At 69.7% G+C, this 21473-nt stretch carries 19 protein-coding genes and 5 pseudogenes; 13 read left to right on the top strand and 11 right to left on the bottom strand.

Translation table 11 applies throughout. The features are described 5' to 3' along the window. Nucleotides 1–61: 61 nt before the first annotated feature. Nucleotides 62–1051, bottom strand: a complete 990-nt coding sequence (locus tag BN971_RS08020) for a malate dehydrogenase (RefSeq protein WP_085178958.1) — start codon at nucleotides 1049–1051, stop codon at nucleotides 62–64. Nucleotides 1052–1238: 187 nt separating this feature from the next. Here BN971_RS08020 and corA point away from each other — a divergent pair, with 187 nt between their 5' ends. Next, nucleotides 1239–2345: a magnesium/cobalt transporter CorA gene (gene corA / locus BN971_RS08015; protein WP_085178966.1), complete on the top strand. Its 1107-nt coding sequence runs from the start codon at nucleotides 1239–1241 to the stop codon at nucleotides 2343–2345. 32 nt (nucleotides 2346–2377) lie between these two features. On the opposite strand, the gene BN971_RS08010 is transcribed toward corA, so the two are convergent. From BN971_RS08010 to BN971_RS07985, 6 genes are read right to left on the bottom strand one after another with little or no spacing between them, the layout of a single operon-like run. Continuing rightward, nucleotides 2378–2974, bottom strand: coding sequence for a suppressor of fused domain protein (locus BN971_RS08010; RefSeq protein ID WP_085178959.1), 597 nt, complete (start codon nucleotides 2972–2974; stop codon nucleotides 2378–2380). Next, nucleotides 2975–4150, bottom strand: coding sequence for an ABC transporter ATP-binding protein (locus BN971_RS08005; protein WP_085178960.1), 1176 nt, complete (start codon nucleotides 4148–4150; stop codon nucleotides 2975–2977). A 4-nt stretch (nucleotides 4151–4154) separates the two neighbouring features. After that, nucleotides 4155–4994 carry a carbohydrate ABC transporter permease gene (locus BN971_RS08000; RefSeq protein ID WP_085178968.1) on the bottom strand — a complete coding sequence of 280 codons (840 nt, stop codon included), beginning with the start codon at nucleotides 4992–4994 and terminating at the stop codon, nucleotides 4155–4157. Next, a complete protein-coding gene (locus BN971_RS07995; protein ID WP_085178961.1) occupies nucleotides 4984–5850 on the bottom strand; it encodes a carbohydrate ABC transporter permease in 867 nt (288 codons plus the stop codon). The genes BN971_RS08000 and BN971_RS07995 overlap by 11 nt, the downstream gene beginning before the upstream one ends. Before the next feature lie 13 nt (nucleotides 5851–5863). Beyond that, nucleotides 5864–7264, bottom strand: a complete 1401-nt coding sequence (locus BN971_RS07990; RefSeq protein WP_245836457.1) for an extracellular solute-binding protein — start codon at nucleotides 7262–7264, stop codon at nucleotides 5864–5866. 27 nt (nucleotides 7265–7291) lie between these two features. Next, nucleotides 7292–7813, bottom strand: a complete 522-nt coding sequence (locus BN971_RS07985) for a general stress protein (protein WP_085178962.1) — start codon at nucleotides 7811–7813, stop codon at nucleotides 7292–7294. A 156-nt stretch (nucleotides 7814–7969) separates the two neighbouring features. Between BN971_RS07985 and BN971_RS07980 the strand changes: the two genes are divergently transcribed. The 5 genes and pseudogenes from BN971_RS07980 to BN971_RS25295 all read left to right on the top strand — a co-directional run bounded on the left by BN971_RS07980 (nucleotide 7970) and on the right by BN971_RS25295 (nucleotide 12817). Then, nucleotides 7970–8509 (top strand): DUF4190 domain-containing protein, encoded by a 540-nt coding sequence (locus BN971_RS07980; RefSeq protein ID WP_085178963.1) that lies wholly within the window; start codon nucleotides 7970–7972, stop codon nucleotides 8507–8509. A 56-nt stretch (nucleotides 8510–8565) separates the two neighbouring features. Continuing rightward, entirely contained in the window at nucleotides 8566–9873 is a 1308-nt protein-coding gene (locus BN971_RS07975) for a magnesium transporter MgtE N-terminal domain-containing protein (protein WP_085178964.1), read from the top strand. Continuing rightward, nucleotides 9870–10409, top strand: a complete 540-nt coding sequence (locus BN971_RS07970; RefSeq protein WP_085178965.1) for a DUF1003 domain-containing protein — start codon at nucleotides 9870–9872, stop codon at nucleotides 10407–10409. The genes BN971_RS07975 and BN971_RS07970 overlap by 4 nt, the downstream gene beginning before the upstream one ends. 425 nt (nucleotides 10410–10834) lie before the next feature. Beyond that, nucleotides 10835–11197, top strand: a pseudogene (locus BN971_RS26435) (lytic murein transglycosylase); the annotation flags it as partial. 462 nt (nucleotides 11198–11659) lie between these two features. Next, nucleotides 11660–12817 (top strand): Mrp/NBP35 family ATP-binding protein, encoded by a 1158-nt coding sequence (locus BN971_RS25295; RefSeq protein WP_090350043.1) that lies wholly within the window; start codon nucleotides 11660–11662, stop codon nucleotides 12815–12817. Nucleotides 12818–12925: 108 nt separating this feature from the next. Here the strand turns inward: BN971_RS25295 and tatB are convergent, their stop codons facing one another. Then, on the bottom strand, nucleotides 12926–13321 hold the full coding sequence (gene tatB, locus BN971_RS07955) for a Sec-independent protein translocase protein TatB (protein WP_085180300.1): 396 nt from the start codon (nucleotides 13319–13321) through the stop codon (nucleotides 12926–12928). Between the two features lies 1 nt (nucleotide 13322). Further along, a pseudogene (locus BN971_RS07950) lies at nucleotides 13323–14558 on the bottom strand (S1C family serine protease); the annotation flags it as partial. On the opposite strand from BN971_RS07950, the pseudogene BN971_RS07945 reads away from it, so the two are divergent. Beyond that, nucleotides 14546–14680, top strand: a pseudogene (locus tag BN971_RS07945) (sigma-70 family RNA polymerase sigma factor); the annotation flags it as partial. The pseudogenes BN971_RS07950 and BN971_RS07945 sit on opposite strands and share 13 nt — an antisense overlap. Here BN971_RS07945 and rseA read toward each other — a convergent pair. Both rseA and sigE read right to left on the bottom strand, forming a co-directional pair. Further along, nucleotides 14679–14994 (bottom strand): annotated as a pseudogene (gene rseA / locus BN971_RS07940) (anti-sigma E factor RseA); the annotation flags it as partial. The pseudogenes BN971_RS07945 and rseA sit on opposite strands and share 2 nt — an antisense overlap. A 105-nt stretch (nucleotides 14995–15099) precedes the next feature. Further along, on the bottom strand, nucleotides 15100–15687 hold the full coding sequence (sigE, locus tag BN971_RS07935) for an RNA polymerase sigma factor SigE (protein ID WP_090349907.1): 588 nt from the start codon (nucleotides 15685–15687) through the stop codon (nucleotides 15100–15102). A gap of 6 nt (nucleotides 15688–15693) precedes the next feature. On the opposite strand from sigE, the pseudogene BN971_RS24565 reads away from it, so the two are divergent. The 6 genes and pseudogenes from BN971_RS24565 to BN971_RS07910 form a co-directional block, all read left to right on the top strand. Then, nucleotides 15694–15798, top strand: a pseudogene (locus tag BN971_RS24565) (methyltransferase); the annotation flags it as partial. Nucleotides 15799–15952: 154 nt separating this feature from the next. Next, nucleotides 15953–16591, top strand: a complete 639-nt coding sequence (locus BN971_RS07930) for a TetR/AcrR family transcriptional regulator (RefSeq protein ID WP_085180304.1) — start codon at nucleotides 15953–15955, stop codon at nucleotides 16589–16591. After that, nucleotides 16581–17495, top strand: a complete 915-nt coding sequence (locus BN971_RS07925; RefSeq protein WP_085180305.1) for an ABC transporter ATP-binding protein — start codon at nucleotides 16581–16583, stop codon at nucleotides 17493–17495. Before BN971_RS07930 ends, BN971_RS07925 begins: the two co-directional genes overlap by 11 nt. Beyond that, nucleotides 17492–19072 carry an ABC transporter permease gene (locus BN971_RS07920; protein WP_170322115.1) on the top strand — a complete coding sequence of 527 codons (1581 nt, stop codon included), beginning with the start codon at nucleotides 17492–17494 and terminating at the stop codon, nucleotides 19070–19072. Before BN971_RS07925 ends, BN971_RS07920 begins: the two co-directional genes overlap by 4 nt. A gap of 8 nt (nucleotides 19073–19080) precedes the next feature. Continuing rightward, a complete protein-coding gene (locus tag BN971_RS07915; RefSeq protein ID WP_085180306.1) occupies nucleotides 19081–19755 on the top strand; it encodes a methyltransferase family protein in 675 nt (224 codons plus the stop codon). A 29-nt stretch (nucleotides 19756–19784) separates the two neighbouring features. After that, nucleotides 19785–21464 carry a CocE/NonD family hydrolase gene (locus BN971_RS07910; RefSeq protein ID WP_085180307.1) on the top strand — a complete coding sequence of 560 codons (1680 nt, stop codon included), beginning with the start codon at nucleotides 19785–19787 and terminating at the stop codon, nucleotides 21462–21464. Nucleotides 21465–21473: the final 9 nt, after the last annotated feature.

The raw sequence follows: 21473 nt of genomic DNA, 5'->3' as shown, positions 1-21473 counted from the left end.
CACGCACACGACACGCCGCCGGCCGTCGCCGTGGTGCAAGTCTCGGCGAATCGGAAGTGAGTTAGATCAGGCCGAGCTCGGTGACCGCGCTGCGCTCGTCGGCCAGCTCCGCGGTCGACGCGTCGATCTTGCCGCGGGAGAAGTCGTCGATCTCCAGGCCCTGCACGATCTTCCAGTTGCCGTCCTTGGTGGTCACCGGGAACGACGACATCAGGCCCTCGGGCACGCCGTAGGAGCCGTCGGAGAAGACGGCCATGGAGACCCAGTCGCCGTCGGGGGTGCCCAGCAGCCAGTCGCGGGCGGCGTCGATGGTGGCCGACGCGGCCGACGCGGCCGACGAGGCGCCGCGCGCGTCGATGATCGCCGCGCCGCGCTTGGCGACGGTCGGGATGAAGTCGTTCTCGATCCAGGCCTGGTCGCCGACGACCTCGGCGGCGTTCTTGCCGCCGACCTCGGCGTGGAAAACGTCGGGGTACTGGGTGGCCGAGTGGTTGCCCCAGATCGTCATCTTCTTGATGTCGGTGACCTTCGCGCCGGTCTTCTTCGCCAGCTGCGAGATCGCCCGGTTGTGGTCCAGGCGGGTGAGGGCGGAGAACCGCTCCCGCGGGATGTCGGGGGCGTTGCTGAGCGCGATCAGGGCGTTGGTGTTGGCCGGGTTGCCGGTCACCCCGATGCGGACGTCGTCAGCCGCGACGGAGTTGAGCGCCTTGCCCTGAGCGGTGAAGATGGCGCCGTTGGCCTCCAGCAGGTCGCCGCGCTCCATGCCCTTGGTGCGGGGCCGGGCGCCGACGAGCAGCGCGAGGTTGACGCCGTCGAAGATCTTGTTCGCGTCGGCGCCGATCTGCACGCCGGCCAGCAGCGGGAACGCGCAGTCGTCGAGTTCCATGACCACACCCTCGAGGGCCTTCAGTGCGGGCTCGATCTCGAGCAGACGCAGCTCGATCGGGCGGTCGGCGCCCAGCAGCGCACCGCTGGCCAGGCGGAACAACAGGCTGTAGCCGATCTGGCCGGCGGCGCCGGTGACGGCGACCTTGAGGGGACTAGCGCTCACGTCGAAGTGCTCCTTATGGAGAAGGTGGGGCAGATTGTGGTCTGCGCACGAAACTATCGCACCCGCACCGGCGCCTGGCCTCCGGTCCGCTACCAGGGGTTTCCCCGCCCGCTCGCCGGGCCGCGGCAACGCCGGACGCGTAGCATGAGCACGGCCCGGTCAGAATCGTGCGCGATCGGAGGTGAGCGTGTTCCAGGGATTCGACGCGATACCCGAGGTGCTCAGGCCGATCACGCCGTCGCCGCGGCGCGAGCGCCACCACACGCACCCTCACCCCCGTCCCACCGAGCCGCTGGTCGACTGCGGCGTCTACGTGGGCGGCCAGCGCCTGCCCGGCACGTACGGCTACGCCTCGGCGCTCGACACCGTCCGCCAGATCCAGGCGACCGGCCAGGAGGCGTTCGTCTGGGTCGGCCTCCATGAGCCCGACGAGACGCACATGCAGGGAGTGGCCGACGTCTTCGGCCTGCACCCCCTGGCGGTCGAGGACGCGGTGCACGCGCACCAACGGCCCAAGCTCGAGCGATACGATGACACGCTGTTTTTCGTGCTGAAGACCGTGAAGTACGTCCCGCACGACTCGGTGGTGCTGGCCCGCGAGATCGTCGAGACGGGCGAGATCATGATCTTTGTCGGCAACGATTTCGTGGTCACCGTCCGCCACGGCGACCACAGCGGGCTGTCCGAGGTGCGCAAGCGCATGGACTCCTCCCCCGAGCAACTCGGTCTGGGCCCGTACGCGGTGATGCACGCGATAGCCGACTACGTGGTGGACCACTACCTCGCCGTGACCAACCTGATGGAAGACGACATCGACAGCATCGAGGTGGTGGCGTTCGCCCCCGGCGCCAACATCGACGTGGAGCCGATCTATCTGCTCAAGCGCGAGGTCGTCGAATTGCGCCGGTGCGTCGTACCGTTGGGCGTCGCCTTCCAGCGCATCCAGACCGAGAACAAGGACCTGATCTCCAAGGAGGTGCGGCGCTACCTGCGCGACGTCGCCGACCACCACTCCGAGGCCGCCGACCACATCGCCAGCTACGACGACATGCTCACCTCGCTGGTGCAGGCGGCGCTGGCGCGCGTGAGCATGCAGCAGAACAACGACATGCGCAAGATGGCGGCGTGGGCGGGCATCATCGCCGTGCCCACCATGGTCGCGGCGATCTACGGCATGAACTTTCATTTCATGCCGGAGCTGAACTGGGAGTGGAGCTATCCGGTGGTGATGGCGCTGATGGCCATCGCCTGCCTCATCCTGTACTTCCAATTCCGCAAAGGCCACTGGCTCTAGGACACCTCCTCTCGCCGAGCAAAGCGCGCAGCTCAGCGGGGTTGGGCCGCGGCGCGATTCGGGTCCAGCACGTCGACGCCGTCGTCGCACCAGGCCTGCCGCATCGCCTCGGCGCCCTTGAGCCGCACCCACGCCGCCTCCGTCGCGGTGATCGGCGTCGCCGAGAGAAACGTCACCGGGTCCAGCGGCGGCGATAGGACAAGGTCGGGAATGTCGCTGCGCCCCAACAACACCGCGCTGAACGGCACCCGCCGCCGCGGCGACGACCACAGCGGCGAGCCGAGGTCGATCAGCGCGTCGGGGACCAGCACCACGCCCTCGACGGCCGGCGTCGCCGCCAGCACCGCCAGGCTGCGCCCCAGACCTCTGACCGGGCCGGCGTCGCGCTGAGTGAGCACCACTTCGGCGCGCGGCCCGCGCAGCGGGTCGCCGACCGTATGCGTCGGGTCGGTCATCGGATGCCGCGAGCAGCCGACCGACACGTAATGCGTCAATTCCCTTCTGCCGAAGGCGAACCGCATGACATCGATCGGTTCGGCACCCAGGAAGGTCACGCTCGCCGATTCGGGCTCGATGTCGGCGAAGTGGGCGCGCAGGTGCGCGCGCACATCGTGCAGGACGTCGGTCATCTACGCCGGCGGCGCGAGGCTCAGGTTCGCCCCCGAGTCCGCGTCGAAGACGACGATCTTGGTGGTGTCGAGCGCCAGCTCGATCGGCCGCCCGACCGACGCCCGCGACTCGGCGGGAACCCTTGCGACGAACTGGTTTCCGTGCCGCTCCTCGCCCTGCGCCTCGAGCTCGTCGAGCTGCGCCGAATGCACGGCGGGACCGGACGTGCCGAAATACACGTACTTGTCGGCGCCCAGCGACTCCACCAGGTCGACCTTCACCTCGAAGGTCAGCGCCCGGATGCGCTGGTATCCGTCGATCAGCGCGGCGTCGGCCAGGTGCTCGGGGCGCACACCGACGATCACGCCTCTCGGTTTCGGGTGCTGCGCGATCACCTGCGCCACGTCGGGCGTCAACGTGACCTCCCCGAAGGGCAGTTCGAGCCCGACGGGCGTGAGCGTCGCGGGGAAGAAGTTCATGGCCGGGGAGCCGATGAACCCCGCGACGAACAGGTTGACCGGGCGTTCGTAGAGCTCGTCGGGCGTGCCGACCTGCTGGGCCACCCCACCGTGCATCACCACCACGCGGTCCCCCAGCGTCATCGCCTCCGTCTGGTCGTGGGTGACGTAGACGGTCGTGGTGCCCAGCCGCTTCTGCAGCCGGGCGATTTCCCCGCGCATCTGCACGCGCAGTTTCGCGTCCAGGTTCGACAGCGGCTCGTCCATCAGAAACGCCTTGGGGTGGCGCACGATCGCCCGGCCCATCGCCACCCGCTGCCGCTGGCCGCCCGAGAGCTGCGCGGGCTTGCGGTCCAACAGATCGGTCAGGTCAAGGGTTTTGGCGGTCTCCTCCACCTTCTGCGCGATCTCGGCCTTCTTCATCTTGGCCAGCGTCAGGGGGAAGGCGATGTTCTGTCGCACGGTCATGTGCGGGTACAACGCGTAGGACTGGAACACCATCGCGATGTCGCGGTCCCTGGGGGCCTTCTCGTTCATCCGCTGGCCGTCGATGCGCAGCTCGCCCGACGAGATATCCTCAAGTCCCGCAATCATGTTCAGCGTGGTGGTCTTGCCGCAGCCCGACGGCCCGACCAGGATCAGGAATTCGCCGTCGGCGATGGTGAGGTTGAGGTCGTTCACCGCGGTCGCGCCGTCGGGGTAATTCTTGCTGACGTGCGCCAGCACGATCTCGGCCATCGCGCTATCCCTTCACCGCACCGGAGGTCAACCCGGCGACAATCCGTCGTTGGAAGATGAGAACGAAAACGATGATGGGGACGGTGATCACGATCGCGCCCGCCGCGATCGACCCGGTGGGCTCCTCGAATTGCGATGTGCCGCTGAAGTTCACGATCGCCACCGGCGCGGTGATCGCCGCCTTGGTCGCCGTCAGCGACAGCGCCAGCAGCAGGTCGTTCCAGGCGAAGATGAACACCAGGATCGCCGCGGTGACCACCCCGGGGGCCGCCAGCGGGACGATCACCTTGCGAAAAGCCTGCCCCGCCGTGGCGCCGTCCATCTTCGCCGCCTTCTCCAAATCCCACGGGATGTCCCGGAAGAACGCCGACAGGGTGTAGATCGCCAGCGGCAGCGCGAACGTGATGTAGGGCAGGATCAGGCCCGGCCAGGTGTCGAACAACCCGAGGAACCGTTCGATGTTGAACAGCGGCGTCACCAGCGAGATCGCCGGGAACATGGTGATCATCAGGGTGGCGCCGATGAGCAGCCGCTTGCCCGGAAATTCCAGCCGGGCGATCGCGTAGGCGGCCATCGCCCCCAGCACCACCGCGATCACGGTGGTCAGCAACCCGACCCCGATGGAATTGACCAGCGCGGAGCCGAAGAACCCGCCCCGGAAGATGGCGCGGTAGTTCTCGAAGGACACCGACGACGGAATCAGCTTGCCGTCCTTGACCGTTGACGTCGGCTTGAGCGAAAGGCTGAGAATCCACAACACCGGCACCAGCGCGTACACCACGACGGCCGCGTCGATAACGACCCAGGCCGCCGCGCGCCGCGGCCCCGCCGACTCAGCGCCCATCGACGCCTCCACCCGGCGCGGCCGCGCCGAACACCTTGATGAAAACCAGTGCGATGATGCCCACGCAGCAGAAGATCAGCACGCTGATCGCCGAGCCGAGCCCGACGTTGAAGCCCTTGAACAGGTTGTCGTAACCCAGGATCGACACCGAGTCGGTGTCGTTGGCGCCGTCGGTCAGCACGTAGATGTTATCGAAGATACGGAACGCGTCCAGCGTGCGGAAAAGCAGCGCGACCACCACCGCGGGCTTGATGATCGGCAGGGTCACGCGGGTCAGCCGGCGCCAGGCGCCGGCGCCGTCGACCTGGGCGGCCTTCGACAAATCCTCGGGCACCAGCGCCAATCCGGCCAGGAGCAGCAGCGACATGAACGGCGTCGTCTTCCAGACCTCGGCGATCACGACGATGCCCAGCGACGGGATCTGTTGTGTCAGCGGCGCACTCCCCTGCGGCAGCAGGTTGGCCAGGTACCCCGTGCCCGGCGTCCAGGCGTAGTACCAGCTGTAGGACGCGACCACGGTGACGATGCCGTACGGGACGAGGACGGCGGTGCGCACCAGCGCCTTGCCGACGACGGCGCGGTGCATCACCAGCGCCAGCGCCAGCCCCAGCACGAACTCAATAGACACCGACGCCACCGTGATGCCCAGCGTCACCGCGAGCGCCGTCCACCAATACCGGTCGGTGAGGATCGTCGCGTAGTTAGCCAGGCCGATGAACGCGGTGTCGCGCGGCGTGGCAAGGTTGTTGCGCTGCAAGCTCAGCCAGACGGCGTAGCCGATCGGATAGGCCGTCACCCCGAGCATCAGGATCGCCGCGGGTGCGACCATCAGGTAGGCCAGTCGCCGCTCCGTCATGGGCGCCGCTCCCTCATGGCAACAGCCCCTTGCCGTCGATCGCCTTCTGCACCTGCGCGGTGAGTTCGTCGGCCGTTCGCTGCGGGTCGATCTCGGTGATCGGGTTCAGCGTCGCGGCCACCCGGATCGCCACCGCCTGATACGCCGGGGTGGCCGGTCGCACCGCGGCGTCGGTCAACTGCTGGCGAATGATGGTGTACATCGGGTAGGTGGCCTGGAATTCGGGGTCGGAATACAGCGAGGCCCGCACCGCCGGCAGGCCGCCCTGGATGGAGATGAATTTCTGGTGCGCCACGCTGCGCAGGCAGCGCACGGCCTCGAACGCCTCGGCGCGGTGTCGCGACGTGCTCGCCACCGCCAGGTTCAGGCCGCCGATGGTGACCCTCGCCGGGCGGCCCGGCGCGACGCCGGGATAGGGGGCGAACCCGAATACCTTCTGGCTGGCCGCGTACGCCAGGCGCCGCTGTTCGGGGGTGGGCGTGAACACGCCGAGATCGTTGACGCTGCCGGCCAACTGGGGGTCGCGGTTCAGCGGCAGGAACGGCACGCCGCCCTTCACCGCGTTCTCCAGCATGGACGCCAGCACGAAAGGCCAGTTGACTTCGAGCGCGGCCTTGCCCTGTTCGACGGCCAGTCGCGCGGTGCTCGTGTCGCTGCGGCTGATCGACGGGTCGGCCCCGGGCGCGGTGGCCACCGCTTTGAGGATGCGCAGCGCGTTGACGGTGGCGGCCCGGTGCTCGGGCGTGTCGGTGAGGGTGACGTGGCGCCCGTCGTCGGAGAGCACCTGGCCGCCGCCACTGACCAACAGGGTGTTGAACCAGACGACCAGGCCCTCGGCCTCGTTGGCCTGCACGGCGATCCAGCTGGGGCCGCCCGCGTCGCGCAACCTGGTGGCCTCGGCCACCATCCCGTCCCATGTCTCCGGCGGGCTGCCCACCAAATCGGCTCGGTACCAGAGCAATTGGGTGTTGGTGGTGATGGGCGCGGCGTACAGTCGCTGCTTCCACCGGGCGGTCGCGAGCGGGCCCGGCAGGGTGTCGACGGCCGCGTCGGACTCGGCCTGGCCGGCGGGGTCGTCGGACAGCGGCAGCGCCCAGCCCGCCTCGGCGAACTCCGCGGTCCACACCACGTCCAGCCCCATCACGTCGAGGGTGCGGTCGCGACCGGTCAACCGGCGGGCCAGTTGCACGCGCTGCTCGCCGGGGGCCCGGCCCAGGCCGAGGTGCCGGACGGTGAATCGGCCACCGGATTGCTGTGTGCAGTCGCGGGAGATCGCGGCGAAGGTGTCCTCGTCCGTGGACGGGGTGTAGAAACTGATCACCAGCGGGCCGCCGGCGGACCCGCAGCCCGCAACCACCAGAAGCGCGGCCAGCGCGATGGCGCCGACCCGGCGCAGCGGCCCAATATGACTCACTCGAGACTCACCCGTGCGACTCCGGCCTCAGATCGCCAAGCGCGCCAGCAGATCCCGCGCCTTCTCCGCGTTCTGCGGATCGCACAGCACGTCGTAGCGGCCGGCCACCAGCTGCATGGTTGAGCTGAAATCCCTTGTGCCCCTGGCCATTGCGTAGGGGACGGCGGAAGTGATCAGCCCGAAGAACACCCCGGCGATCAGGCCGGTGACCAGCGCGGCCCACGGATTGGGGCTGAAGAAGCCCAGCACCAGCCCGATGAACAGGCCCAGCCACGCCCCGCTGAGGACGCCGCCGCCGATCACCTTGGCCCACGTCAGGCGGCCGGTGACGCGCTCGACCTGCATGAGGTCGACGCCCACGATGGTCACCTGCTGGACCGGAAAGTCTTGGTCGGAGAGGTAGTCGACGGCCCGCTGCGCCTCCGCGTAGGTCGGGTAGGACCCGACCGGCCATCCTTTGGGCGGTGTCGGTAGCCCGGGTGCCCGCCCACGGGCCGCGCCGGACGGCGTCGAGCCCGGGACCTGCCCGGGCTGGAAAGGACTAGTCATCGGTGCATTCTCCTACGCCTTGACCTCGAACTCATCTCGGGTTTCGTCTGCCTCCTCGCCCACCCTATCCAGGGGACCGGCGGGCGGGCGCGGGCCGATCGGGCGCGCCGTCTCGGCGGCGCCGTGGCCGCCCGCCGATGCGTTAGGTTGAACCTCATGACGGCTCCCGGCGGTGACCACGGCGAGGCCAATCCCACCCCCGCGCAGCCGGATCGGGACGTTCCCTGGGTGCCGCCCGCGGGCGCCGACTCGCCGCCCGCGAACCCACCCTCCGGCCATTCCGCCGGGTACCAGGGCGGCTACCCCGGCGAGTACCCCCCGCCCATGCCGCCGCCCGGGTACGAGCAACCGCCGGCCGGCTACGGACCGCCCGCCTATCCGGGCGGCTACTACCAAACGCCCGACTACCCGGGCGGCTACGGACTTCAGGGATCACCGGTATACCCGGGAGCGCCGTATCCGGCGGCGCAGCCGGGGATGAACGGCCTGGCGATCGCCTCGCTCATCTCGTCGTTCGCCGGCGTTTTCTGCTGCCTCGGCTCGATCGCCGGGATCGTGCTGGGCACGGTCGCGCTCGAGCAGATCAAGCGGACCCGTCAGGAGGGCTACGGCATGGCGGTCGCCGGCATCGCCATCGGCGTGGCGGGGCTCGTGGTGACGTTGGTCGTGGTCATCTTCGCGATGAATTCCCGATAGCGACTCACCGCCCCGCGCCTCTGCCGTCGGATCCGGCGCTGCCTAGGCTTCCTGTCATGGCATCGGTCAACAGGGTGTACATCGCGCGGCTGTCGCGGATGTTGGTGCTGGGCCCGTTCGGCGAATCGTTCGGCCGCGTCCGCGACGTCGTCGTCAGCATCAGCATCGTGCGGCAACAACCGCGCGTGCTGGGGCTCGTCGTCGACCTGGCGACCCGCCGCAGCATCTTCATCCCGATCCTGCGGGTCGCCGCCATCGAACCCGACGCCGTGACGCTCAACACGGGCAACGTCTCCCTGCGTCACTTCGAGCAGCGCCCCGGCGAGGTGCTGGCCATCGGCCAGGTGCTCGACACCCAGGTCACCGTCAGCGATCCCGCGCTGCCGGAGCTGGCCGGCCTGGAGGTGGTGGTCACCGACCTGGGCATCGAACAGTCCCGGACCCGGGACTGGCTGGTGACCCGGGTCGCGGTGCGCGTTCCGCGGCGGCTGCGTCGGCGCGGCCCCGTGCACGTCGTCGACTGGCAGAACGTCCGGGGACTGACTCCCTCGGCGCTGGCGATGCCGGACCAGGGGGTGGCCCAGCTGTTGGGCCAGTTCGAGGGGCGCAGGGCGGTCGACGTCGCCGACGCCATCCGCGGGCTGCCGCCGAAGCGGCGCTACGAGGTGCTCCGCGCGCTCAACGACGACCGGCTGGCCGACATCCTGCAGGAACTCCCCGAATTGGACCAGGCCGAGGTGCTCTCCCAGCTGGGCACCGAACGCTCGGCCGACGTGCTGGAGGAGATGGATCCCGACGACGCCGCGGACCTGCTCGGCGTGCTGAACCCGACCGACGCCGAGATGCTGCTGACCCGCATGGACCCGGACGACTCCGAACCCGTGCGCCGCCTGCTGACCCACTCCCCCGACACCGCCGGCGGGTTGATGACCTCCAACCCCGTCGTGCTCACGCCCGACACGTCGGTGGCCGAAGCCCTGGCGCGGGTGCGCGACCCCGATCTCACCGCCGCGTTGGCGTCGATGGTTTTCGTGGTGCGCCCCCCGACGGCGACGCCCACCGGCCGCTACCTGGGCTGCGTGCCGCTGCAGCGGCTGCTCCGCGAGGCGCCGGCCGAACTGGTCGGCGGGATCGTCGACAGCGACCTGCTGACCCTGACGCCGGAAACCCCGCTGGCGGCGGTGACCCGTTACCTGGCCGCCTACAACCTGGTGTGCGGGCCGGTGCTCGACGACCAGAACCACCTGCTCGGCGCGGTGACCGTGGACGACCTGCTCGACCACCTGCTGCCCCACGACTGGCGCGTCGACGCCCAGGAACTCGACCTCGCCGGCCGGCTCGAGGGATTGGGGGGATCCGCGTGAGCGGCTCGACGGCCCCGCGCCGCCTGTACACCCCGCGCACGTCGCGCAGATTAGAGGTTCGCTTCGATCCCGAGGCCGTCGGCCAGATCACCGAGTCGATCGCACGGTTCTTCGGCACCGGCCGTTACTTGCTGATCCAGACGATCGTGGTGCTGGTCTGGATCGCGGTGAACGTCTTCGCGGTGACGCTGCGCTGGGACCCCTACCCGTTCATCCTGCTCAATCTCGCCTTCTCCACCCAGGCCGCCTACGCGGCCCCGCTGATCCTGCTGGCCCAGAACCGTCAGGAGAACCGCGACCGGGTGGCGCTGGACGAGGACCGCCGCCGCGCCGCGCAGACGAAGGCGGACACCGAATTCCTGGCGCGCGAGCTGGCCGCGGTGCGGCTGGCCGTCGGCGAGGTGGTGACGCGCGAATACCTGCGCCGCGAACTGGAAGACCTGCGCGAACTGCTGGCCGGCCACCGGCCGGAAACCCCGGCCGACGTCGCCGCGCGGGTCGACGGGCCCGGGCGCACAGCTAAAAAATCCCAGTGAAAACCCGGCCTGACCATTGCGCCACTCTGGTCACAAGAGTTATGTATGGTGATCTAGTTCACGAGGCTACAAGGTCGTAACGTTTCGGCTACCTCACCATTAAGGACGGTCGAGTGCGCATTGGGGGACGCTGGGGTCGCCGGAATGCCGGCCCCGACGCGAAGACGCGACAGCGGGCACCCCACGTGAAAAGCTCGCAGGCGTTCGGCGTTGCGACGATCGCCCTGCTGGTTCTCGCCGGAGCGGTCGGCGCCGGGGCGCCCCCTTCCCCGGTGACCGTCCCCCCGGTGCGCGCCGCCGTCACCCCGGTCGCGGCCGTCTCCCCCAGCCTGCCCAACCTCTCCGGCCCGGTGGTCGTCTCGGTCGAGCGCTCACCCACCGCCTTCCACGTTGCCGAGCCCGCGCTGTCGGCGCCCCCGCCGCCGATGATCGTGAATGCGCCTGGGGCGCTTGGCATTCCCAGTATCGCGCTTTCCGCCTACCGCAACGCCGAACAGAAGATGGCCGTCGCCGCCCCGGGCTGCGGCATCAGCTGGAACCTGCTGGCCGGCATCGGCCGCATCGAGTCCGGTCACGCCGGCGGCGGCGCCGTCGACGCACGCGGTACCGCGGTCCAGCCCATCTACGGCCCCTCGCTGGACGGCACCCTGCCCGGCAACGAGGTGATCATCTCCAGCAGCGTCGGCAATCGCGTGACGTACGCCCGAGCGATGGGCCCCATGCAGTTCCTCCCCGGCACCTGGGCCCGATACGCCTCCGACGGCGACGGCGACGGCATCGCCGACCCGCAGAACCTTTTCGACTCCACGCTCGCGGCGGCCCGTTACCTGTGCAGCGGCGGGCTCAACCTGCGCGACCCGTCGGCGGTCATGGCGGCGATCCTGCGCTACAACAACTCGGTGTCGTACGCACAGAACGTGCTCGGCTGGGCCGCCGCGTACGCCACCGGCGTCGTCCCGGTCGACCTGCCCCCGATCACCGGGCCGCCGCCCCCGCTCGGCGACGCGCACCTCGAGCACCCGGAGGGGCTGGGGCCGAACCTGCCGATGAATGTCAATGGCCTGCCGATCGACGACCCGATGTCGCGCATCCCGCTGATCGACTTCAGCCAGCCCCAGTCCGTCGGCCAGCCGCCGATGTTCCCCTGGATGATGCCCCCGACCCCGCCGCGCCCGCGCCCAAGCCGGCCGGCCCGGCGGCGCCGAAGGCACCCGCCGCGGGCTGATCGCCTGCGCCTACACTCGGCGGTGATGTCCAGTCATGACTCCCCGGGTTCGAAAGACGACCTGACCTCAGCTATCCGCACCGCCCTCGGCAAGGTGATCGACCCCGAGTTGCGGCGCCCGATCACCGAACTCGGGATGGTCAAGGGCATCGACGTCGACCCCGCCGGAGGCGTGCACGTCGAGATCTACCTGACCACCGCCGCCTGCCCGAAGAAGACCGAGATCAGCGAGCGCGTCACCGCGGCCGTCGCCGACGTCCCCGGCACCGGCGCGGTCAAGGTCAGCCTCGATGTCATGAACGACGAGCAGCGCACCGAGCTGCGCAAGCAGCTGCGCGGGGACGCCCGCGAGCCGGTCATCCCGTTCGCCCAGCCCGATTCCCTGACCCGGGTGTACGCCGTCGCGTCGGGCAAGGGCGGCGTCGGAAAGTCAACGGTCACAGTCAATCTCGCCGCGGCGATGGCCGCCCGCGGCCTTTCGGTCGGCGTTCTCGACGCCGACATTCACGGCCATTCGATTCCCCGGATGATGGGCAGCACCGACCGGCCCACCCAGGTGGAGTCGATGATCCTGCCGCCCATCGCGCACGAGGTGAAGGTCATCTCGATCGCGCAGTTCACCGAGGGCAACACGCCGGTGGTGTGGCGCGGGCCGATGCTGCACCGGGCGTTGCAGCAGTTCCTCGCGGACGTGTACTGGGGCGACCTGGACGTGCTGCTGCTGGACCTGCCGCCGGGCACCGGCGACGTCGCGATCTCGGTGGCCCAGCTGATCCCCAACGCTGAGATCGTGGTGGTGACGACGCCGCAGCTGGCCGCGGCCGAGGTCGCCGAGCGGGCCGGGAGCATCGCGGTGCAGACCCGCCAGCGCATCGTCGGGGTCGTGGAGAACATGTCCGGGCTGCTGCTGCCGGACGGCTCGACGATGCAGGTGTTCGGCGAGGGCGGCGGCAGGCAGGTCGCCGAGCGCCTGTCGCGGGCGGTCGGGGCCGACGTGCCGCTGCTGGGTCAGGTGCCACTTGACCCGGCGCTGGTGGCCGCCGGCGACTCGGGCACCCCCATCGTGCTCAGCGCGCCCGACTCCCCGGTGGCCAAGGAATTGCGCGGCGTGGCCGACGCCCTGTCGGCGCGCCGGCGCGGCCTGGCCGGGATGTCGCTGGGCCTGGACCCGACGCGCCGCTAACCGCCTGCGACGCCAAAACCTCCCGCGAGACTGCAACCACGGCGGCGACACGCCGAGCACGACCGCCCTCAGCGCAGTCTCGGCGGGAGCGCGAGAGCCCGCTTCGCCTCAGGTCGCGTCGGTGTCGAACGGGGTGCGCTCGGGCGGATTCCGCTCCACCGCCGGCGCGGGCTCCACCGCCGGTGCGGGCGGGGCCCCGTTCACCGGACGGTCGAAGTTGCCGGTGAGAAACGAGTCGTCGCCGTCGAGCAGGTGCTTGGTCAGGGCGGCCCGCGGTGACATGCTCCGCAGCCGCTGCAGCTCGCTCAACGGGGCGCGCAGGTCGTCGAACTCGGGTCCGAGGTCCTCGCGCAGCTGGGTGGTCACCCCGCTGAGGTAGTCGCGCGCCTGCCGCAGCGCGTTCGACGTCCAGCGGATCGCGCCCGGCAGCCGCTCCGGCCCGAGGATCACCAGGCCGACCACGACGAGCACCAGGATGTGCTCCCAGCTCAGGTTCGCGAACACTTTAGCTGTTGTCCGGGTCCGGCTTCACCGTCAGCGTGACGTGCCGGCCGTCGCGGACCACCTCCACCGGGGCGTCCTGGCCGATGGTCAGCAGTCGCACGGCGACGACGAACTCGTCGGCGTCGGCGACCTTGCGGTTACCGACCTTGACGATCACGTCGTTCTCCAGGATTCCGCCCTTCTGGGCCGGGCTTCCGGCCTTCACGTTGGCGACCTGCGCGCCCGAGGCGATCGCGTTGCTCACCGAGCGGGTGCTGACGCCCAGCGTCGGGTGCACGATCTTGCCGTCCTTGATCAGCGTCTGGGCGACCTGCTTGGCCTCGTTGATCGGGATTGCGAAGCCCAGGCCACTTGCGCTGTCGGACAACGACTTTCCGGCGGTGTTAATGCCGATCACCTGGGAGTCCATGTCGATCAGCGGGCCGCCGGAGTTGCCGTGGTTGATCGAGGCGTCGGTCTGGATCGCGTCGATGACGGTATCGGTGTCCGAACCCTCACCCGACAGCGGGACGGGCCGGTGCAATGCGCTCACGATGCCGTGGGTGACCGTGCTGCGCAGGCCCAGCGGCGCGCCCGCGGCCAGCACCTCGTCGCCGACGCGCACCTTGTCGGAGTCCCCGAGCCGGGCGACCGTCAGGTTGTCGACGTTGTCGACCTTGAGCACGGCCAGGTCCGTCTTGGGGTCGCGGCCCACCAGGTTGGCGGGCACCTCCTTGCCGTCGTTGAACACCACGGTCGTCTTGAACTGGCTGGGATTGTTGGCCGCCTCGGAGATCACGTGGTTGTTGGTGACGATGTAGCCGCGGCCGTCGATGATGACCCCGGAGCCCTGCATGCCCTCCTGGTCGCTCTTGGACTCGATGGTGACCACCGAGTCGGCGGTCGCGGCGGCGACCTTGGCGAATCGGCCGGCCGGTGACTCCCCATTGTTGTTGGTCGCCAGCGTGACCTTGGAGGTGGTGAACGCCTCGACGACCTCGGCGGTCTTGCGGCCGATCACCCCGCCGAGCAGGCCGATCACCAGGGCGATCAACGCCAGGACGGCCAACGCGACGTAGGAGACCTTGCCGCCGAACAGGACGTCGCGAACCCCCAGCTTGCCGGTGAAGCCCGCCGGGGTCTGCGGCGGCGCGGGCGCGACCGCGGGAGTGCCCAGCGCGGCGCCGGCCGCGGGGTCGCGCCAGGGGTCGTCGAGTTCGTCGGGTTCGGAGCCGTTCTTCTCCCCGGCCAGCGCGCTTCCGCAACGTCGTCGGCTCGACGGACGAAGAGGGAGCGCCGGAGCAGTCGACGCCGGACGAGGTCAACGCGACGCTGGACCGGATGCTCATCGCCGATGCGGTGGCCCTGTCGTCGTCCGAGCAGTGCGGGATGTCGGCCAGCAATCCGAGCAGGCCGCTGGGAATGCGGATGGGGTGCGAGTCGCGCAACGCCGCTCGCGCCCGGCTCTGCCCCTCGACTTCGGCCGCGCATTGCGGGCACAGCGACAGGTGATGGGCCGCCCGCAGGTGGGCGTTCATCCGCAACTCGCCGTCGACGAACGCGGCGATCGCCTCGACGGACAGGTGCTCGGTGGAACCGAATTGCCGCGGTCCCACGGGAGCGTCACTTTGGGAGGCGAACTGGGCGGGGAGCCAAGCGAATGCGCGCCGGAACACGTTTCCGGGATCGGCCATCACCGCTCCTTCCTTGCCTACACCCTCGAATGTAGCGCGAGGTGGTGCCCGATACCGCGTGTACGACCCCCAAATGTGTGCCGGATTGTCGCCCCGGCGACGGTTTTACGCCGACGCGGCGTGCACGGCCCCCGCCTCGGGGTGTGCGGCCAAGTAGTCACGCAGGGCCTGGCGTCCGCGGTGGATGCGGCTGCGCACCGTCCCCAGCTTCACGCCCAGGGTGGCGCCGATCTCCTCGTAGGACAGGCCTTCGATGTCGCACAGCACCACCGCCGCGCGGAACTCCGGCGGCAGCGAGTCCAGGGCCGCCTGCAGGTCGGGCCCCAGCCGCGCGTCGTGATAGATCTGCTCGGGATTCGGCTCGTCGGCGGGCACCCGGTCGTAGTCCTCGGGCAGCGCCTCCATCCGGATGCGCGCGCGCCTGCGCACCATGTCCAGGAACAAGTTCGTGGTGATGCGGTGCAGCCAGCCCTCGAAGGTGCCCGGCTGATAGTTCTGCACCGACCGGAAGACCCGGATGAAGGTCTCCTGGGTCAGGTCCTCGGCGTCGTGCTGATTACCGGAGAGACGGTAGGCCAGCCGGTAGACCCGGTCGGCGTGCTGGCGCACGAGTTCGTCCCAGGACGGCATCGCCGCCTTGTCGCCGGTCGCGTCGAAGACCGCGGTGCCGTGCAACTCGTCGGACGGTTCCACCCATTCGTCGTCGCGGTGCGCGAGGCGGCCCGCCTCATCGCCGAGGACGAGCGGCTGACGCCGGCGCTGATTCCCCTCGGCGACGGCCTGCTCGCCGCGGTCCGCGACTAACCGCGCGAGCAGACGCACAATCGCCCGCACGCTCGGCGTGTCGGGCGATTCTGCGTCTGCTCGCGTCCGCTTTCCCAACCGCGCCCCACCCATTTGACCCATTGACCCATTGACGCATTGACGCGCGACTGAACCAGCGTTTAATCTACTGAACATGCGTTCAGCCGACCTGACCGCTGCCGCCCGGATCCGGGATGCGGCCATATCGCAGTTCGGCGAGCACGGGTTCGGCGTGGGTGTGCGCGCGATCGCCGACGCGGCCGGGGTGAGCGCGGGGCTGGTCATCCACCACTTCGGGTCCAAGGACGGCCTGCGCAAAGCCTGCGACGACTACGTCGCCGAGGAGATCCGCAGCACCAAGTCCGAAGCCATGAGATCGAACGACCCCGCCACCTGGTTCGCGCAGCTGGCCGAGATCGAGTCCTACGCACCGCTGATGGCTTACCTGGTGCGCAGCATGCAATCCGGCGGTGAGCTGGCGAACATGCTGTGGCGCAGGATGATTGACAATACCGAGGAATACCTGGACGAGGGCGTGCGGGCCGGCACGATCAAGCCCAGCCGCGACCCCGCGGCCCGGGCGCGCTACCTGGGGATCACCGGAGGCGGGGGCTTCCTGCTGTATCTGCAGATGCACGAGACCCCGACCGACATCCGCACCGTCCTTCGCGACTATGCCCGCGACATGATCCTGCCCGCCTTGGAGATCTACTCCGAGGGATTGCTGGCGGATCGCACCATGTACGACGCATTCCTGGCCGCCGAGAAGCAAGGAGACTCACATGCCAGTTGACCATCAGCCGCCGGTCGAAATCCGCGGTCTCATAAAAAGGTTCGGCACGGTGCGGGCGCTGGACGGGCTGGATCTCACGGTGCACGAAGGCGAAGTGCACGGCTTCCTCGGGCCGAACGGCGCCGGAAAGTCGACCACCATCCGCATCCTGCTGGGCCTGGTGAAGGCCGACGGTGGCACCGCCCGACTGCTCGGCGGCGACCCGTGGGCCGACGCCGTCGAGTTGCACCGCCGCATCGCCTATGTGCCCGGCGACGTGACGCTGTGGCCGTCGCTGACCGGCGGTGAGACCATCGACCTGCTGGCGCGCATGCGCGGCGGCATCGACGGGCAGCGCCGCGCCGAGCTGATCGAGCGCTTCGATCTGGACCCGCACAAGAAGGTCCGCGCCTACTCGAAGGGCAACCGGCAGAAGGTCTCGCTGATCTCGGCATTCTCGTCGCGGGCCGAGCTGCTGCTCCTGGACGAGCCGAGCAGCGGTCTGGACCCGTTGATGGAGAACGTCTTTCAGCAGTGCGTCCGCGAGGCGCGTGATCGCGGCGCGACCGTCCTGCTGTCCAGCCACATCCTCGCCGAAACCGAAGCGCTGTGCGAGCGGGTCACCATCATCCGGTCCGGCAAGACCGTCGAGAGCGGATCGCTGGAATCCATGCGCCACCTCAGCCGCACCTCGATCAAGGCCGAAATGATCCGCGACCCCGGCGATCTCACCCGCATCAAGGGCGTCGCGGACGTCAGCCTCGACGGCAACACGCTTCGCGCCCAGGTCGACGGCGACAGCCTCGGGGAGCTCATCCGGGCGCTCGGCGACGCGGGCGTGCGAAGCCTGGTGAGCCAGCCACCGACCCTGGAGGAGCTCTTCCTGCGCCACTACAACACCGAGCAGCAGGTGCCGGCGCTATGAGCACCGCGACCCTGGACCGGCCCCGCCACCACCAGCCGCCGCACCGCTCCCGCTCCAACTTCTCCGGAACGCTCGGCGTGCTGCGGCTTTACCTGCGCCGCGACCGAATTGCGTTGCCGCTGTGGGTGTTGCTGCTGTCGGTGCCGTTGGCCACGGTGTACGTCGGCAGCGTCGAGAAGGTGTACCCCACCGCGGCCGCGCGCGCCGGTTTCGCCGCGTCCATCAACGCCAGCCCGGCGCAGCGCGCCCTGTACGGGCAGGTCTACAACGCCAGCCTCGGCTCCGTCGGCATCTGGAAGGCCGGCATGTTCCACCTGCTGATCGCGGTGGCCGTCATCCTGACGGTCATCCGACACACCCGCGCCGACGAGGAGACGGGCCGGACCGAAATGGTCGACTCGACGGCCGTCGGCCGGTACGCGAGCCTCACCGCGGCCCTGGTGTTGTCGTTCGGGGCGTCGCTGGCCACCGGGGTGATCGGCGCGCTCGGACTGCTGGCCACCGACGTTCCCGCCGGCGGATCCCTGGCCTTCGGGGCGGCGCTGGCCGGCAGGGTCGCCCGGGGCACCGCCTTCGGCGCGCTGGCGGTGGCGTTCAGCCTGCGCGCCGTCGGCGACGCCGGCGACGGCGCGCTGTCCTGGTTCTCGCCGCTGGGCTGGTCGCTTCAGGTCAGGCCGTACGCGGGCGACCGGTGGTGGATTCTCTTGCTGCACTTGGTGACCGCGGCCGTGCTCACCGTGGTGGGGTACCGGTTGCTTGCCGGCCGCGACGTCGGGGCCGGGCTGATCGCCGAACGGCCCGGACCCGGCACCGGCGGACCCACCCTCGGCGGCGTCTTCGCCCTGGCGTGGCGGCTCGACCGGGGCGCGTTGGTGCTGTGGACCGTTGGCCTGTGCCTGTACGGCCTGTTGTTCGGCAGCGTGGCACACGGCATCGGCGACGAATTGGGCGACAGCGCCGCCGCACGCGACATCGTCGCGCGGATGGGTGGAACGAGCGCGTTGGAGGAGGCCTTCCTCGCCGTGGCGTTCACCATGATGGGCATGGTGGCCTCGGCGTTCGCCATCTCGCTCACCCTGCGCCTGCATCAGGAGGAGGCGGCGCAGCGGGCGGAGACGACGCTGGCCGGGTCGGTGGGCCGGAGCCGTTGGCTGGCAAGCCATCTGACGCCGGCCGTGGCCGGTTCCGCGACGGCGATGCTGGGCAGCGGGGTCGCCGCCGGCCTGCTTTACGGCGCCGCCGCCCGCGACCCCGCCAAGCTCGGGACGGCGGTGGCCGGCGCCGCGGTGCAACTGCCCGCCGCGTGGCTGGGCTCCGCCGTGACACTCGCGCTCTTCGGCTTCGCACCCCGCTTCGCGCCGGTGGCCTGGGGCGTGCTCGTCGGCTTCGTCGCCCTCTATCTCATCGGGTCGCTGGCCGGATTCCCGCAATGGCTGCTGGATCTGGAGCCCTTCGCGCACACGCCGCGAGTCGGCAGCGGCTTCACCGCCGCGCCGCTGGCGTGGCTGCTCGCCATCGACGCGGCGTTGTTTGCGTTGGGGGCCGCAGCTTTTCGACGTCGCGACCTGCGCTGCTAGGAGCTCCCATGAAGACCGCCGTGCGGATGACGGCCTCGTCGGTCGTCGGGCTCCTCGGTTTCTGCGTGCTCCTGTTTGCACCGGCCGGCACGCTGAACTATTGGCAGGCATGGGTTTTCATCGCCGTCTTCACCACGGTGTCGACCGTTCCGACCGTCTACCTGTCCCGGAGGAACCCGGCGGCCCTGCAGCGCCGCATGCACGCCGGTCCCCGCGCGGAAGCCCGGACGGTGCAGAAGATCATTATCACCGCATCGTTCCTGGACATGTTTGTGATGATGGCGTTCAGCGCGTTGGACCATCGTTTCGGTTGGTCGTCGGTGCCGTCGTGGGTAAGCCTGCTCGGTGACGTCGCGGTGGCGGTCGGGCTGGGGCTGGCCATGCTGGTGGTCGTGCAGAACGGCTACGCCGCCGCCACGGTCACGGTCGAGGCGGGCCAGCCCGTCGTCTCCACCGGCGTCTACCGGCTCGTCCGGCACCCGATGTACGTCGGGGACGTGATCATGATGGCCGGCATGCCATTGGCGCTCGGCTCGTACTGGGGACTCCTCTTCGTCGTCCCCGGCGTCGGCGTGCTGGTCTGGCGCATTCTCGACGAGGAGAAAATGCTGAACGAGGACCTGCCGGGATATCGCGAGTACGCGCGGCACGTGCGCTACCGGTTGGTGCCGAAGCTGTGGTGACGCCGGCGCGGGGCGCCTAGGGTGACGGCGTGGCCCGAACGCCGGTTCCTCCGCTCGACCGACCGTGGCGGCGCCCCGGTGCGCTCCGGTATGCACTGACCCGCCTGCGCAGCATCGTCAAGCCGCCGGTGACCGTCACCCAGCCGCCGCCCGACATCGTCGTCGATCGCGATATCAGCGTCCCCACGCGCGATGGCACGCTGCTGCGTATCAACGTGTTTCGGCAACAGGGCGATGCGGCCCGGCCCGTCATCCTGAGCATCCATCCCTACGGCAAGGACGACCTGCCCAGCCGGCGCGGCAACAAGTCGAAGTTCGACGTGCAATACCGCATGCTGCGCCAGCCGCAACCCGTCAGCTTTTCGGCGCTGACGGGTTGGGAGGCTCCGGACCCGGCCTGGTGGACCGCGCGAGGGTTCACCGTCGTCAATGCCGACTCGCGCGGCGCCGGCCATTCCGAGGGCACCGGACGGCTGCTGTCACGTCAGGAGGCCGAGGACACGTACGACCTCGTGCAGTGGATCGCCGGCCGGCCCTGGTGCGACGGCAGCGTTGTGATGCTTGGGGTTTCCTATCTGGCGATCAGCCAATTCGCCGTCGCCGCCCTGCGCCCACCGGCGCTGAAGGCGATCTGCCCGTGGGAAGGCTTCACCGACGTCTACCGCGACCTCGCCTTTCCGGGCGGCGTTCGCGAGCGCGGGTTCCTCCGGATCTGGTCGCTCAACCTGCGTCGCCGCACGCGGCAGACCTACGACATCATCCGGATGCAGGACGATCACCCGCTGCGCGACGACTTCTGGCGCTCGCTGGCACCCGACCTGTCGGCGATCACGGTGCCGATGCTCGTGTGCGGCAGCTTCTCGGACAACAACCTGCACAGCCGCGGATCGATCCGCGCATTCAGCCACATCGCGGGCCCCGCCCGCCTCTACACCCATCGCGGCGGCAAATGGGCGGTCTTCTACTCCGAACCCGCGCTGGCAGAACAACTCACGTTCTTCCGCGGCGTGCTCGACGGCGCGACCGCCTCCCGCAGCGTGCGCCTCGAGGTGCGGGAGGACCGCGAAACCGTCGCCGCGGTCCGCGAGGAGGCCGAATGGCCGCTCGCCCGAACCCGTTGGCGGCCGTTATACCTGGCCACCGGCGGGGCCCTGACGCCCGACCCGCCGCGCGGGTCCGGCGGCATCGGCTTCCACACACACTCACGCGCAGCGGCGTTCAGCTGGACCGTTCCGGAGGACGTCGAGCTGACCGGTCCGATGACTGCCCGGTTGTGGGTTTCACTGGACGGTTGCGACGACGCCAACCTATTCGTCGGCGTCGAGAAGTGGCGTGGCGGAAGGTATGTCGAATTCGAGGGCTCCTACGGTTACGGCCGCGACCGGGTGACCACCGGCTGGCAGCGGGTCGCGCTGCGGGCGCTCGACCCCGACCTCTCCCGCCCCTGGGAACCGGTCCCCGCCTGCATCGAGCCGAGTCCCCTCTCCCCCGGCGAGGTGGTCCCCGTCGATGTGGCGCTGGGCCCGTCGGCGACTCTGTTCCGCGCTGGGGAGCAGCTGCGCCTGGTGGTGGGCGGGCGCTGGTTGTTGCCGCGCAACCCGCTCACCGGGCAGTTCCCCGCGGCCTACGCGACGTCGCCCCGCGGGCGCGTGACCCTGCACTGGGGCCCCGACCGCGAGGCCCACCTGCTCATCCCGGAGATCCCCTAGCGGGCGCCA

Origin of the sequence: Mycobacterium bohemicum DSM 44277 (genome assembly GCF_001053185.1) — a bacterium.
GTDB lineage: Bacteria > Actinomycetota > Actinomycetes > Mycobacteriales > Mycobacteriaceae > Mycobacterium > Mycobacterium bohemicum.
This window is presented reverse-complemented; position numbering and strand designations above follow the sequence as displayed.

Coding starts and splice junctions, on each gene's coding strand:
- BN971_RS08010 (WP_085178959.1), bottom strand. CDS start 2,974: ATGACCGACGTCCTGCACGATGTGCGCGCGCACCTGCGCGCCCACTTC.
- BN971_RS08005 (WP_085178960.1), bottom strand. CDS start 4,150: ATGGCCGAGATCGTGCTGGCGCACGTCAGCAAGAATTACCCCGACGGC.
- BN971_RS08000 (WP_085178968.1), bottom strand. CDS start 4,994: ATGGGCGCTGAGTCGGCGGGGCCGCGGCGCGCGGCGGCCTGGGTCGTT.
- BN971_RS07995 (WP_085178961.1), bottom strand. CDS start 5,850: ATGACGGAGCGGCGACTGGCCTACCTGATGGTCGCACCCGCGGCGATC.
- BN971_RS07985 (WP_085178962.1), bottom strand. CDS start 7,813: ATGACTAGTCCTTTCCAGCCCGGGCAGGTCCCGGGCTCGACGCCGTCC.
- BN971_RS07980 (WP_085178963.1), top strand. CDS start 7,970: ATGACGGCTCCCGGCGGTGACCACGGCGAGGCCAATCCCACCCCCGCG.
- BN971_RS07975 (WP_085178964.1), top strand. CDS start 8,566: ATGGCATCGGTCAACAGGGTGTACATCGCGCGGCTGTCGCGGATGTTG.
- BN971_RS25295 (WP_090350043.1), top strand. CDS start 11,660: ATGTCCAGTCATGACTCCCCGGGTTCGAAAGACGACCTGACCTCAGCT.
- BN971_RS07930 (WP_085180304.1), top strand. CDS start 15,953: ATGCGTTCAGCCGACCTGACCGCTGCCGCCCGGATCCGGGATGCGGCC.
- BN971_RS07925 (WP_085180305.1), top strand. CDS start 16,581: ATGCCAGTTGACCATCAGCCGCCGGTCGAAATCCGCGGTCTCATAAAA.
- BN971_RS07920 (WP_170322115.1), top strand. CDS start 17,492: ATGAGCACCGCGACCCTGGACCGGCCCCGCCACCACCAGCCGCCGCAC.
- BN971_RS07915 (WP_085180306.1), top strand. CDS start 19,081: ATGAAGACCGCCGTGCGGATGACGGCCTCGTCGGTCGTCGGGCTCCTC.